At 66.8% G+C, this 12,653-nt stretch carries 17 protein-coding genes; 13 read left to right on the top strand and 4 right to left on the bottom strand.

All coding sequences use genetic code 11. From position 1 onward, the window contains the following. The first annotated feature begins 30 nt into the window (after positions 1-30). Entirely contained in the window at positions 31-921 is an 891-nt protein-coding gene (locus EJ903_RS00215) for an S-methyl-5'-thioadenosine phosphorylase (RefSeq protein WP_417281857.1), read from the top strand. A gap of 39 nt (positions 922-960) precedes the next feature. On the opposite strand, the gene EJ903_RS00210 is transcribed toward EJ903_RS00215, so the two are convergent. From EJ903_RS00210 to EJ903_RS00200, 3 genes are read right to left on the bottom strand one after another with little or no spacing between them, the layout of a single operon-like run. Then, positions 961-1,431 (bottom strand): GNAT family N-acetyltransferase, encoded by a 471-nt coding sequence (locus EJ903_RS00210; protein WP_126611014.1) that lies wholly within the window; start codon positions 1,429-1,431, stop codon positions 961-963. Positions 1,432-1,472: 41 nt separating this feature from the next. Next, positions 1,473-1,883, bottom strand: coding sequence for a hypothetical protein (locus tag EJ903_RS00205; protein ID WP_126611012.1), 411 nt, complete (start codon positions 1,881-1,883; stop codon positions 1,473-1,475). A 55-nt stretch (positions 1,884-1,938) separates the two neighbouring features. Next, positions 1,939-2,352 (bottom strand): hypothetical protein, encoded by a 414-nt coding sequence (locus EJ903_RS00200; RefSeq protein WP_126611010.1) that lies wholly within the window; start codon positions 2,350-2,352, stop codon positions 1,939-1,941. 198 nt (positions 2,353-2,550) lie between these two features. Between EJ903_RS00200 and EJ903_RS00195 the strand changes: the two genes are divergently transcribed. Together EJ903_RS00195 and EJ903_RS00190 are read left to right on the top strand one after the other, a co-directional pair. Further along, positions 2,551-2,754 (top strand): DUF6898 family protein, encoded by a 204-nt coding sequence (locus tag EJ903_RS00195; RefSeq protein WP_126611008.1) that lies wholly within the window; start codon positions 2,551-2,553, stop codon positions 2,752-2,754. Positions 2,755-2,878: 124 nt separating this feature from the next. Further along, the gene (locus EJ903_RS00190) at positions 2,879-3,283 is read left to right on the top strand and encodes a hypothetical protein (RefSeq protein ID WP_126611006.1); all 405 of its coding nucleotides are present in this window, start codon (positions 2,879-2,881) and stop codon (positions 3,281-3,283) included. Positions 3,284-3,436: 153 nt separating this feature from the next. On the opposite strand, the gene EJ903_RS00185 is transcribed toward EJ903_RS00190, so the two are convergent. After that, positions 3,437-3,880, bottom strand: coding sequence for a Ros/MucR family transcriptional regulator (locus EJ903_RS00185; protein WP_126611004.1), 444 nt, complete (start codon positions 3,878-3,880; stop codon positions 3,437-3,439). Between the two features lie 612 nt (positions 3,881-4,492). Between EJ903_RS00185 and rpiB the strand changes: the two genes are divergently transcribed. From rpiB to EJ903_RS00135, 10 genes are all read left to right on the top strand, one after another. Next, on the top strand, positions 4,493-4,930 hold the full coding sequence (rpiB, locus tag EJ903_RS00180) for a ribose 5-phosphate isomerase B (protein ID WP_126611002.1): 438 nt from the start codon (positions 4,493-4,495) through the stop codon (positions 4,928-4,930). A gap of 115 nt (positions 4,931-5,045) precedes the next feature. After that, a complete protein-coding gene (glyA, locus tag EJ903_RS00175; RefSeq protein WP_126611000.1) occupies positions 5,046-6,347 on the top strand; it encodes a serine hydroxymethyltransferase in 1,302 nt (433 codons plus the stop codon). Positions 6,348-6,377: 30 nt separating this feature from the next. After that, a complete protein-coding gene (gene nrdR, locus EJ903_RS00170; RefSeq protein WP_126610998.1) occupies positions 6,378-6,836 on the top strand; it encodes a transcriptional regulator NrdR in 459 nt (152 codons plus the stop codon). Between the two features lie 60 nt (positions 6,837-6,896). Beyond that, positions 6,897-8,015 carry a bifunctional diaminohydroxyphosphoribosylaminopyrimidine deaminase/5-amino-6-(5-phosphoribosylamino)uracil reductase RibD gene (gene ribD / locus EJ903_RS00165; RefSeq protein WP_246015014.1) on the top strand — a complete coding sequence of 373 codons (1,119 nt, stop codon included), beginning with the start codon at positions 6,897-6,899 and terminating at the stop codon, positions 8,013-8,015. A 112-nt stretch (positions 8,016-8,127) separates the two neighbouring features. Further along, positions 8,128-8,715: a riboflavin synthase gene (locus tag EJ903_RS00160; protein ID WP_126610996.1), complete on the top strand. Its 588-nt coding sequence runs from the start codon at positions 8,128-8,130 to the stop codon at positions 8,713-8,715. Beyond that, a complete protein-coding gene (ribB, locus tag EJ903_RS00155) occupies positions 8,712-9,851 on the top strand; it encodes a 3,4-dihydroxy-2-butanone-4-phosphate synthase (RefSeq protein WP_126610994.1) in 1,140 nt (379 codons plus the stop codon). The genes EJ903_RS00160 and ribB overlap by 4 nt, the downstream gene beginning before the upstream one ends. 54 nt (positions 9,852-9,905) lie before the next feature. Next, positions 9,906-10,370 carry a 6,7-dimethyl-8-ribityllumazine synthase gene (locus EJ903_RS00150; protein ID WP_126610993.1) on the top strand — a complete coding sequence of 155 codons (465 nt, stop codon included), beginning with the start codon at positions 9,906-9,908 and terminating at the stop codon, positions 10,368-10,370. Between the two features lie 29 nt (positions 10,371-10,399). After that, a complete protein-coding gene (nusB, locus tag EJ903_RS00145; RefSeq protein WP_126610991.1) occupies positions 10,400-10,996 on the top strand; it encodes a transcription antitermination factor NusB in 597 nt (198 codons plus the stop codon). Positions 10,997-11,061: 65 nt separating this feature from the next. Then, entirely contained in the window at positions 11,062-12,054 is a 993-nt protein-coding gene (thiL, locus tag EJ903_RS00140; RefSeq protein ID WP_126610989.1) for a thiamine-phosphate kinase, read from the top strand. A gap of 117 nt (positions 12,055-12,171) precedes the next feature. Further along, positions 12,172-12,630 (top strand): hypothetical protein, encoded by a 459-nt coding sequence (locus tag EJ903_RS00135; protein WP_126610987.1) that lies wholly within the window; start codon positions 12,172-12,174, stop codon positions 12,628-12,630. Positions 12,631-12,653 lie beyond the last annotated feature (23 nt).

The raw sequence follows: 12,653 nt of genomic DNA, 5'->3' as shown, positions 1-12,653 counted from the left end.
TTTGACCACGCGCCTTTGCGGCCACAGGGGATGAGCATGACGGATGAAGCGGTGTTGGGGGTGATCGGTGGCAGCGGTGTCTATGACATCGACGGGCTGGACAACACCCGGTGGGTGAAGGTCGAAACCCCCTTCGGCGATCCGTCCGACGAGCTGTTGACCGGAACCCTGAACGGGCAAAAGCTGGTCTTCCTGCCGCGCCATGGCCGGGGTCATCGGATTCCGCCGTCGGAGCTGAATTTCCGCGCCAACATTCACGCCTTGAAGCAGTTGGGCGTCACCGAAATCCTGTCGGTGTCCGCTGTCGGTTCGCTGAAGGAGGAGTTGCCGCCGGGGACCTTCGTGGTGATCGACCAGTTCATCGACCGCACCTTCGCGCGCGAAAAGAGCTTTTTCGGCACCGGGCTGGTGGCGCATGTCGGGTTGGGCCACCCGGTGTGCAACCGCCTGGGCGACCGGATCGAGGAATCGCTCAAGGAGTTGGCGATTCCCCACCAGCGGCGCGGCACCTACATGGTCATGGAAGGCCCGCAATTCTCCACCATGGCTGAATCGGAGCTGTACCGGAGCTGGGGCTGTGACGTGATCGGCATGACCAACATGCCCGAGGCCAAACTCGCCCGCGAGGCGGAGATCTGCTACGCCACCGTCGCCATGGTGACGGATTATGATTGCTGGCACACCGACCACGCGCATGTGACGGTGGACGCGGTCATCAAGGTGGTGGTGGCCAACGCCGGGAAGGCCCGCGCCCTGGTGGCGTCGCTGGCGCCCAAGATCGCCAGCCGCCAGGGGGCGTGCTCCCAGGGCTGCCACACCGCGCTCGACAACGCGATCATGACGGCTCCGGCGGTGCGCGACCCGGCGATGCTCGACAAGCTGGCCGTCATCGTCAAACGCGCGCTTGGGCCGTCGGCCTGACGTTCGGTTGGGTGCTCAGCGCCGCAGGCGCATGTCGCCTCAGCGCCGCAGGCGCATGTCAATGTGCGGGATGCCGCCGTCGTCGTAGACGTCGCTGTCCCGCACAAAACCGAAGCCGCCGTAAAAGCGCTCCAGATACAGTTGCGCGCCGATCACCACATCCTGCGCGGGCCAATGTTCGGTGAGTTCGGCCAGGGATTCGGCGACCAGCCTCCGGCCCAAACCGGTCTTGCGCTCCTCCGGCCGCACGGCCAGCCGACCGAAGGCGGTGGCCCCGCCCTTCTCGGGATCGGGGCCGAAAACACGGGCGCAGCCCACCAGCGCACCATCCTGGACGCGGGTGGCGATCAGGTGCAGCGCGTCGGGGTCACGCCCGTCGATGTCGGGGTAGGGGGAGGCCTGCTCGACGATCAGAACGCTTTGGCGCATCCACAAAAGGGCGTGAAACTCGCGGGCGGACAGCTCGTCGAAGCGGACGCGGCGGATGATGGCGCCGGGCGGGGTGGTCATGGCGATGGGTCCATGGCGATGGGTCCGGTGGACAGGGCGGCTCAGGCCAGCGCGTTGCGGATCAAATAGGCGGCGATGTCCTTGGGCTTGACCTTCACATCGGTCATCGGCTGATCGGGATCCATCGCCTGGGCCATCAGCAGGCTGCGCTGCACGTTGGCGACCGACACCCGGAAAATGCCGGTCGCTCCCTTCAGCCGTGGATAATAGCCGGGATCGATGGTCTTTTCCCGACGGGTCAGACGGGCCAGCGCCTCGTCTTCCGTCACGCCATCCGCCGACTGTGACAGCACCAGCTTCCAATCGCTTTCGCCGCCCCAACCGGCGGCGATGGCGGCCTTCATCGACGCCTCATCCTCGGCCACACCCAGCTTGAAGCTGTGCTTGCCCTGCCCGACATCGGACGCCCACGCGGTCAGGGCGGCGCTGCGCGCCACATAGATCACGGCCATGACGGTGCTGTTTCCTTGACTGCGCGGTTGGGACGAACGACGGCGGTGTGGCCCGTCATTGGAAGGAGGATTGCCGGGAAATCGGCGCGATGAGGATGCGGGTGACGACGTTCTTGCCGAACATGCCGATCGCCGCCTCATCGATCTTGCGGCGCAGGGCGGGGATGTTGGCGATGTTGCCGCGCACGATCCATCCCTCGTCAATGCCTTTGTAAATGGCGGTCAGGATCGCGTCGTGCAGGCGTGGAATGGACAGCTGAACCTCGCCCAGCCGCATCGCGTCACCAACCTCCAGATTGACTTCGATCTGCGTGTATTTCTCGATCCGACCCTGGGCACTGACCACCGGAACCATCAGGGGCTTGATGCGCACCGTCGGCGGCAGATTGCCGGGGGCGGCCCCTTCCGATGCCATGACCGTCCCGGAAAGGCCAAGAAGGCAGCACAGAATCAGCAACAGAATGCGCATTGGCAACACCCGTACCAGCCACACCCACGACAGGCGGATGCAATGGTCAAGGTAGTGGCGCGCACCGCTCCTTTCAACATGGTGTTGACGGTCCGGTGGTGGCGATGACGGTTGGCGGAAGACGCCGTTCCGAGTCACACTGCCGCCGCAATCCTCTGCTTGATGCGGGGTGGTTGGTTCATCGCGGGGAGTTGGGGTATGACGGGGGCCGGTGGCGAAATCCTGTTCGAGTTTCATCGGGTTGGAACCTATCTGAAGGTCGTCGCCATCGATGGGCAGACGGGTGTCGAGGTGTCGGTGGTCGGCCCGGCCAGCGGCAGCGTTGAATTGCTCAAGCGCACGGCGATCAACAAGCTGCGCTATGTGCAAAACCGTGATGCGGCCAAACCGCCCACGCGGTGATCCCAGCGCGCGGCCCGCGTTGCGGTGACGCAGTGAATTGGGTGTCGGCACGGTCGGCTTCCCGCGCGGGGGCCGTTTCAGACGAGAACATGCGGCACCTCGCCGCCCGGAGAGGATGGACAGGATGGTTGGTTTGGTCTGCGGCTCCCGTTTGGCTGTGTGCGCCGCGCTGGTGGCGGGTGTGGCGCTGGTCTGGGCCGACGGTGCAAACGCGGCGGGCAAACCCACGTCGGGAGGGGGGGCTTCCGCACAACCGTCCAATCATCCCTCGGCCGCCCCGGCCCCACCCCCTCCACCACAAGTGGCGGTTTGTGCCAAGCCGGTGATTCCGGGCTGTATGGACGACGGTGGCACCTTTGCAGCGCCCGAGCGCATGACGAGCTGTCAGGGCGAGGTGAAAGACTATGTCGATCGCACCATGACCTATCTGAAGTGCCTGAACGATGAGAATGTGGCGTCAGGACGGGATTTGACGCGCAACGTCGATCGGTTCAATTGCAAGTTGTCTGGCCGCAAGTCCTGTCCGTGATGGATGGTCCATTGCGGGATGACGGTGAGCGCGCACCGCGCGCCTTCGGACATGCAAAAGGCCGGTTTCCGTGTGGAAACCGGCCTTTTGATGCGCGACCCGGTCAGCGACCGTTCATCGTCTCTGGCACACGGACAGTGCGTTCGGGGCCGATCAACCGATCTTGCGGCGCGTCTGGCGACCGGAACTGCGGCCCAGGCCAATGCGCTTGGCGAATTCGGAGCGCTGGGCGGCGTAGTTCGGGGCAACCATGGGGTAATCGGCGGGCAGACCCCACCGCGCCCGATACTCGTCTGGCGACATGTTGTAGGTCGACCGAAGGTGCCGCTTGAGCATCTTCAGCTTCTTCCCATCTTCCAGGCACACGATGTATTCGGGCGTCACTGACTTGCGGATCGGAACCGAGGGCTTGAGCGGTTCCGATTGGATTTCGCGCGGTTGCCCGTTCAGACCGGTCAGCGACGAATAGACGGTGTTGATGACGTCGGGGATTTGTTGAGCGGGCAAAACATTCTTGCTGACATACGCCGATACGATGTCGGCGGTCATCCGCAGCAGCGCATTGTCCGGTACATCGGCGCGAAGCTGGTCGCTCATTGCTCAGTGTCCTGATCTTTCATTTGTCCGTAGCAATCAAGTTGCATACCGTGATTTAGGTGTCAATATAATTTCAGCAAGACGCAAATTAGTTGCTTTTGGGGTTCAGAACTGGTGATGCGCGGACAAATCAGCCAGGGCTGAAATTGGCGACGGCATCGCGTTGCAATCGCCGCTTTTGGCATCGTCTAGTAAGAGGCAGCTTGCAAAGATCGGGGGAATTGACCGCAGCAATTGGGCGTGGCGGTTCACCTATAACGAATCGGCTACCCTGCTTGTTTGCGACAAACAACAACGAACAGGCGATGTTTCTTCAATCAACTTCGCGCTGTGGGTGACGTGGCCACAACGGCACGTGTGGGGGCTGTCTGGCGGACCACTCCTGCGGGCCATCACCACCGTGGTGGTGGGCGCCGCACGGGTGAGCAGACCAGGGCAGGCGTGTGCCGGGGTTTCCGGTCGCGGCGCTTGGCGGGGGGCCGTCGGGTTGGGGGTGGTTTGCGTCCCTGTCATGGTGTGGTGGTGGCGGTTTGCGTCGATATCTGGTAGCGTGCGCGCGTTTTCCAAATCCCCTTGGGCTTTGGTCCCCCGTTTTTTTGGAGTTTGGTTCCCATGACCGCCCGCACCGTCGCGCTCGCCTCCGATCACGCCGGGTACCAATTGAAGAACGAGATCGCCGCGTCGCTGACGACGGCCGGTTATGCGGTTCTCGACTTTGGCACCAATGGGCCGGAGTCGGTCGACTATCCCGATTACGCCGCGCAGGTGGCCGCCGCTGTCACCGATGGTCGGGCCGAACGGGGCGTGCTGGTCTGCGGCAGCGGCATCGGCATCAGCATCGCCGCCAACCGCCATCCGGGCGTGCGCGCGGCGCTGGTCCACGACGTGACCACCGCGCGCCTGTGCCGGGAGCACAACGACGCCAACGTGATCGCGCTGGGCGCGCGGGTGATCGGCCCGGAAATCGCCAAGGACTGCGTGACCACCTTCCTGACCACCGCGTTCGAGGGCGGGGAGCGGCACAGCCGCCGCATCGCCAAGATGGGCTGAGGCCCACGCGCCGGAATCCTGGCCTTCCACGGCCACGCCATCGGGGGGGATGCCCCCGGTGACACCGCAAGCGGCCCTTGGCCGCCTCTTCGTTCGAGATAAGGAACCGCCCGCCATGACCTCCACCAACGCCGCCGAGATCGGCCGTTTCTTCGCCGCGTCGCTCGCCGAGACCGATCCCGAGCTGGCCCGCGCCGTTCGTGACGAGCTGATGCGCCAGCAGGATCAGATCGAGCTGATCGCGTCCGAAAACATCGTCTCCCAGGCGGTGTTGGAAGCCCAGGGGTCGGTTCTGACCAACAAATACGCCGAGGGTTATCCCGGCAAGCGCTACTACGGCGGCTGCGAGTTCGTCGACATCGCCGAAAATCTGGCGATCGAGCGCGCCTGCAAGCTGTTCAACTGCTCCTTCGCCAACGTTCAGCCCAACTCCGGCAGCCAGGCCAACCAGGCGGTCCTGCTGGCGCTGCTGCAACCGGGCGATTGCGTGCTCGGCATGTCGCTGGCCGCCGGTGGCCACCTGACCCACGGGGCCGCCCCCAACCTGTCGGGCAAGTGGTTCAAGGCCGTTCAGTACGGCGTGCGCGCCGACGATCACCTGATCGACTTCGATCAGGTGGAGGCGCTGGCGCGTGAGCACAAGCCCAAGCTCATCATCGCCGGTGGTTCCGCCTATCCGCGCGTGCTTGACTACGCCCGTTTCCGCGCCATCGCGGACGAGGTCGGGGCCTATCTGATGGTGGACATCGCCCACTACGCCGGCCTGATCGCCGGTGGCGTCTACCCCAACCCGTTCCCCTACGCCGACATCGCCACCACCACCACCCACAAGACCCTGCGCGGCCCGCGCGGCGGCATGGTGCTGACCAACCGCGAGGACATCGCCAAGAAGATCAATTCGGCGGTGTTCCCCGGCCTGCAAGGCGGCCCGCTGATGCACGTCATCGCCGCCAAGGCGGTGGCCTTCGCCGAAGCGCTGCGCCCGGAATTCAAGGTCTACGCCCAGGCCGTGGTCGACAACGCCAAGGCGCTGTCCTCCACCCTGGTCGCCGGTGGCCTGGACATCGTGTCGGGTGGCACGGACAGCCACATCGTTCTCGTCGACATGCGGCCGAAGAACCTGACCGGCAAGGCGGCGGAAGCCAGCCTGGAGCACGCTGGCATGACCTGCAACAAGAACGGCGTGCCGTTCGACCCGCAAAAGCCGACCATCACCTCGGGTGTCCGTCTGGGCAGCCCGGCGGCGACCACGCGCGGGTTTGGCGTCGCCGAATTCCGTCAGGTCGGTGAAATGATCGTCGAGACGCTGGACGGTCTGGCCGCCAGCAACTCCGGCGACAATTCGGCGGTGGAAGCCTCGGTGCGCGAGCGGGTGCGCGGCCTGTGCCGCCAGTTCCCGATCTACCCGACGCTGTAACGCCGCCCAACCGGCGAGAAGGACACGCAGATGCGCTGCCCGTTTTGTGGAAACGAGGACACCCAGGTCAAGGATTCGCGACCGACGGAGGACAACTCGGCCATCCGGCGGCGGCGCTTCTGTCCCAGTTGCGGTGCCCGCTTCACCACCTTCGAACGCGTCCAGTTGCGCGAGCTGACGGTGGTGAAGAGCGCTGGCCAGCGCGAACCCTTCGATCGCGACAAGCTGTTGCGGTCGATGCGGATCGCGCTGCGCAAACGCCCGATCGACGCCGACCGCATCGACCGGGTGGTGAACAGCCTGGTGCGTCAGCTCGAATCCTCGGGCGAGAACGACATCCCGTCCAAGCAGATCGGCGAAATGATCATGGCGGCGCTGCAAACGCTCGATCAGGTCGCCTACATCCGCTACGCCTCGGTCTACAAGGACTTCCGCGAGGCGTCGGACTTCAACGAATTCGTTGAGCAGTTGGCCCCCGACGCGCAATAGAGGCGCGGCCCGATCCGAGGGCGGTGGGGCCGCCGCCACCATCAAAGAGCGGATCCCGTCATGAGCGCGCCCACCACCGACACCGATCTGAACCACATGCGCGCCGCGCTGGCGTTGGCCGCGCGGGGGCTGGGGCGGACCTGGCCCAACCCGGCGGTCGGCTGCGTGCTGGTGCGCGACGGTGTGGTCGTTGGCCGGGGCTGGACCCAGCCGGGCGGGCGTCCCCACGCGGAAACCCAGGCGTTGGGCCGGGCCGGGGCGCTGGCGGCGGGGGCGACCGCCTATGTGACCCTCGAACCCTGCAATCATTACGGCAAGACACCACCTTGTGCGCTCGCATTGATCGAGGCCGGGGTGGCGCGCGTCGTCGTCGCCTGCCAGGATCCGGATCCGCGCGTGGCCGGGGGAGGGTTGGCGCGGCTGCGCGCCGCCGGGATCGCCGTCACCACCGGGCTGTGCGAGGCCGACGCGCTCGCCCTCAACGAAGGTTTCTTCAACCGCATCCAGCGCGCCCGCCCCCTGTTCACGCTGAAGCTGGCGACGACGCTCGACGGGCGGATCGCCACCCGCACCGGCGCGTCGCAATGGATCACCGGGCCGCAGGCGCGGGCGGCGGGGCACCGGCTGCGCGCCACCCACGACGCCATTCTGGTCGGCATCGGCACCGCTCTGGCCGACGATCCCGATCTGACCTGCCGCTTGCCCGGTCTGGCCGACCGCAGCCCGGTGCGGGTGGTGGTGGACAGCACCCTGCGCCTGCCGCCCACCGCGCGGCTTGCCGCGACCGCCCGCGCGGTTCCGACCTGGGTTGTCACCGGAACGAACCCGGACGACGGGGCCGCCCGCGCGCTGCGGGAGTGCGGGGTGGAGATCGTGACGGTGGCCCGCGACGCCGCCGGACGGCCCGATCCGTTGGCGCTGGCCGCCGCGCTGGCCGAACGGGGGCTGACACGGGTGCTGGTGGAAGGCGGGGCGACCATCGCCGGGGCGCTGCTGCGCGCCGATCTGGTGGACCGGCTGGAGTGGTTCCGCGCGCCGTCGCTGATCGGCGGCGATGGCTTGGCGGCGGTGGCGGGCTTCGGCGTGGAGGGGATCGACACGCTGGCGCGCTTTGATCGGATCGGTGGCGGATTGGCGGGCGACGACGCGGTCGAGCGGTACCGGCGGCGGCGGGGTTGAAGGGGGCGGAAGAGGCGACCCGGTTGGGGTTTGCAGGCGCAACGGACTGTTGCGTCGGGCGGGCCGTGGTCGGCGCTTCCCCTTGGCGGGAAACCTGCTAAATTCCCGACCCATGTTCACCGGAATCATCACCGACATCGGGCGCGTTCAGGCTGTGGATCGGCAGGGCGACACCCGTTTCACCATCGCGACCGGCTACGACACGGACACGATCGCCATTGGTGCGTCCGTGGCGCACAACGGCGTGTGCCTGACCGTCATCGAAAAGGGGCCGGGCTGGTACGTGGTCCAGGCGTCGGGCGAAACGCTGGCGAAAACCACGCTGGGCGCGTGGCAGCCGGACACCCGCATCAATCTGGAGCGCGCGCTGAAGGTCGGCGACGAGCTGGGCGGTCACATCGTCTCCGGCCATGTCGATGGCGTTGGGCGGCTGGTGGACCAGCGCCCGGATGGCGAATCGCTGCGCCTGACCTTCGAAGCGCCCGCCGCGCTGGCCCGTTACATCGCCTCCAAGGGGTCGGTCGCCGTCGATGGCGTGTCGCTGACCGTCAACGAGGTGCAGGGCAACCGGTTCGGCGTGAACATCATCCCGCACACCCAGACGGCCACGACCTTTGGCGGGCTGCGCGTGGGCGATGCGGTGAATCTGGAAATTGATATGCTCGCGCGCTACGTCGCGCGGCTTGCGGGGCAGGAATGACGTCCGAGTTTCACAGCTATCTGTCGAGCGCCGAAGAGATCCTCGAAGAGGCGCGGCAGGGCAAAATGTTCATCCTGGTCGATGACGAAGACCGGGAAAACGAAGGCGATCTGGTGATCCCGGCCAATTGCGCCACGCCGGAAGCGGTCAATTTCATGGCCAAGCATGGCCGTGGCCTGATCTGCCTGACGATGGACCGCGCCAACATCGAACGGCTGAACCTGCCGTTGATGGCCCAGCAGAACGCCTCGCGCCACCAGACCGCCTTCACCGTGTCGATCGAGGCGCGCGAAGGGGTGACGACCGGCATTTCCGCCGCCGACCGCGCCCGCACCATCCAGGTCGCCATCGATCCGGCATCCGGGCCGCAGGACATCGCCACCCCCGGCCACATCTTCCCGTTGCTGGCCCGCGACGGCGGCGTTCTGGTGCGCGCCGGTCACACCGAAGCGTCGGTGGACATCTCCCGCCTGTCCGGTCATCCGCCTTCGGCGGTGATCTGCGAGATCATGAACGACGATGGCAGCATGGCCCGTCTGCCCGATCTGGTGCAGTTCGCCCAGCTTCACGGGCTGAAGGTCGGGACCATCGCCGATCTGATCGCCTACCGCCGCCGCACCGAAACCATCGTCGAACAGCGTCTGGCGGGCACGCTGGACAGCCGTTACGGCGGGCGGTTCCAGACCTACGTCTACACCAACAAGATCCATTACGCCGAACACATCGCGCTGGTGCGCGGCGACATCTCCGGCGACGAACCGGTGCTGGTGCGCATGCACGCGCTGTCGGTGCTGGACGACGTGCTGGGCGACCGCAACTCCGGCCGCGCCGACGAGTTGCAGGCGTCGATGGAGGTGATCGCACGCGAAGGGCGCGGCGTCATCGTGCTGCTGCGCGAACCGCAGCCGAACGGCCTGTCGTCGGTGCTGAAGGCCCGGTTGGAAGGGCAGGCGGGCAGCGCGCCCGAACTGCGCGACTACGGCGTCGGCGCGCAAATCCTGCTCGATCTGGGCGTGCGCTCCATGATCCTGCTGTCCAATCGCAAGAAGTCGATCATCGGGCTGGAGGGCTATGGTCTGACCGTGGTCGGCCACCGGGCGATCCACACCGGCGGGGCCGAGGCCGGGACCGACTGAGCTGAGCGCCGCCAAACGCCAAGCCAGCAACCACAGGGACAGGCACCACGCCGGATGACCGACACGCCGCACATCATGGTTGTGGACGCCCGCAGCCACGAGGACATCGCCGACGAGCTGGCGCGCGGGGCCATTGGCGAGCTGACGCGCGCCGGGGCCACGCACGTCCGCTACGGCGTGCCCGGCTGTCTGGAGATTCCGGCGGCGGTGGTCTACGCCATCCGGTCGATGGATTTCTTCACCGCCCGCAAGCGGTTCGACGGCTATGTCGCGCTCGGCTGCGTCATCCGGGGCGAGACGACCCGGTACGAGACCATCTGCGCGGAAAGCGCGCGCGGGTTGCAGGATGTGACGCTGCGCTACGCGCTGGCGGTCGGCAACGGCATCCTGACCGTTGAAAATCGTGAACAGGCGTGGGTGCGCGCCAACGTCGGGTCAAAAAATATGGGCGGGGTTGCGGCCCGCGCCTGTCTTGACATGATTGACCTGAAGCGCAAATTCCGCCTCTATCCGCGTTGATCCCTTTTTCAGTGACTGCAAAGACCATCATGAGCAACGACGACGCGGGCAGCCGCGCGACACCCAAGCGCGCATCCGGCAAGACGGGCGGCAAATCGGGCGGCAAATCCGGCAGCCGCAACCGCACCGGCGGCGGTTCCGCCAAGGCCCGGCGCAAGGCCGCCCGGTTGGGCGCGGTCCAGGCGCTCTATCAGATCGACCTGACCGGCGCGCCAGTGGAAACCGTGGTGGGTGAGTTCGTCGCCCATCGCCTGGGCGAGGAGATCGACGGCGCGAAGTTCGTGGCGGGCGACCCGCAGCTCTTTTCCGACATCGTGCGCGGCGTCATCCATCGGTTGCCCGAGGTGGACAGCGTGCTGACCGCCGCGCTCGACCCGCGTTTCCCCGTGGACCGGCTGGAACTGCTGCTCCGCGCCATCCTGCGCGCCGGGGCCTATGAAATCGCGGTTCACCTCGACACCCACCCGCGCATCATCATCAGCGAGTATGTGGATGTCGGCCACGCCTTCTTTGCCGGGCGCGAACCGGCGATGGTGAACGGCGTGCTGGATCATGTCGCCCGTGCGCTGCGCGCCGACGATCTGGCCAAGCCCGACCCGTCGCGCGCTGCGCCGTCCGCCACCTGAGCCAGCCTCCAAAACGGCCCCGGCCTTGTCCGTCTGCGGACGGGCAGGGCCATGACGGAACCGCGATGATTCCCCCCGCGCTCGGCGAATTCGACCGCATCACCCGCTATTTCAAGCCCTTGGCCGCCGGTTTCCCCGGCGCGCGCGGGCTGCGGGACGACGCCGCCGTGTTCGGCGTGCCGGAGGGGCGGGAGTTGGTCGTCACCGCCGACGCCATGGTGGAAGGGGTGCATTTCTTCCCCGACGACGCGGCCGGTGACATCGCCGCCAAGCTTCTGCGCACCAACCTGTCCGATCTGGCCGCCATGGGGGCGGAGCCGCTGGCCTACACCCTGACCACCGCCTTGCCGCGCACGGTCGATGAGGCGTGGCTTGCCGCCTTCACCGCCGGTCTGGCGGCGGATCAGGCGCGCTTTGGCATCGGTCTGGCCGGGGGCGATTCGGTGTCAACCCGTGGGCCGATCACCCTGTCGGTCACGGCCTTCGGTCTGGTTCCGGCGGGGCGGGCACTGCCGCGCTGGGGCGGTCGGGTGGGCGACCGGCTGTTTGTGAGTGGGACCATCGGCGACGCGGCTTTGGGGCTGGAGATCGCCTATGGCCGTTTGCCGGGGGTGCACCCGGCGGCCCGCGCCCATCTGTTGGGCCGTTTGCGCCGTCCCGATCCGCGCACCACGCTGGGGCACCGCCTGATCGGGTTGGCCAGCGGGGCCTTGGATGTGTCGGACGGGTTGGTGGCCGACCTTGGCCATCTGTGCGCCGAGTCCGGTTGCGCCGCCCGGATCGACGCGGCGGCGGTCCCGCTGTCCGACGCCGCGCGCGCGGTGATCGGGGGGGACGCGGTGCGCCTTGCCCAGGCGTTGACCGGCGGCGACGATTACGAACTGGTGTTCTCCGCCCCGGAGTCGGCCACCGCCGACCTGATGGCGCTGGCGGCGGAGGTCGGTGTTCCGATCACCGCCATCGGTGCGTTGGTGGATGGGCCGCCGGGCGTTGTCACCGTCCGCGATGCCCAGGGCGCGCCGCTGACGCTCGCCCGGCGCGGCTGGGATCATTTTTGAGAAAGCGGGTTTGGGCAATCGCCCAGACCGCCCATTTAAGACAATCGAAAGCTCTGTCGCGGCAGGCTGCCGCACGCCCGCCAACGGGTCTCGTGCTCTCCAATCCGGGTGTCGCCTGTGGTCAAGTCGCTGATCGTGCTGGTCTTGGGCATCCTGCTGTTGGGCGGGGCGGCGTTTGGCGGCTGGCACATCTACAACACCTATCTGGTCCCGCAGGAAGGGGCTGAACCGAAGAAGGTGGAACCGCCGCCCAAGCCACCCACAGCCTTTGTCCGCCTGGCCCCCATCATCATGCCGGTGATTGGCAACACCCGGGTCGAGCAGATCGTCACCGTCGTGGTGGCGATGGAGGTGGTGGTGGAAAAGCAGCCCATGGTCCAGGCCAATCAGATCCGCATGAACGACGCGTTCCGCACCGCGCTCTATGGCGGGCTGGACGACAAGTCGATCATGAAGGGCGCGTTGTTCAGCATTCCGGCGGCCAAGGAAAAACTGATGGAGGCGGCGGCCAAGGTCATGGGGCCGGGCGTGATCGTGGATGTGCTGGTGCAGGCGGTGGTTCAACGCAATCTGTGACCCATCCGGGGGGATGGTCTCTG

Origin of the sequence: Azospirillum griseum, from assembly GCF_003966125.1 — a bacterium.
In the GTDB taxonomy this organism is placed as follows: domain Bacteria; phylum Pseudomonadota; class Alphaproteobacteria; order Azospirillales; family Azospirillaceae; genus Azospirillum; species Azospirillum griseum.
The sequence above is the reverse complement of the archived record's forward strand: the minus strand, read 5'-3'. Positions and strand labels throughout refer to the sequence as shown.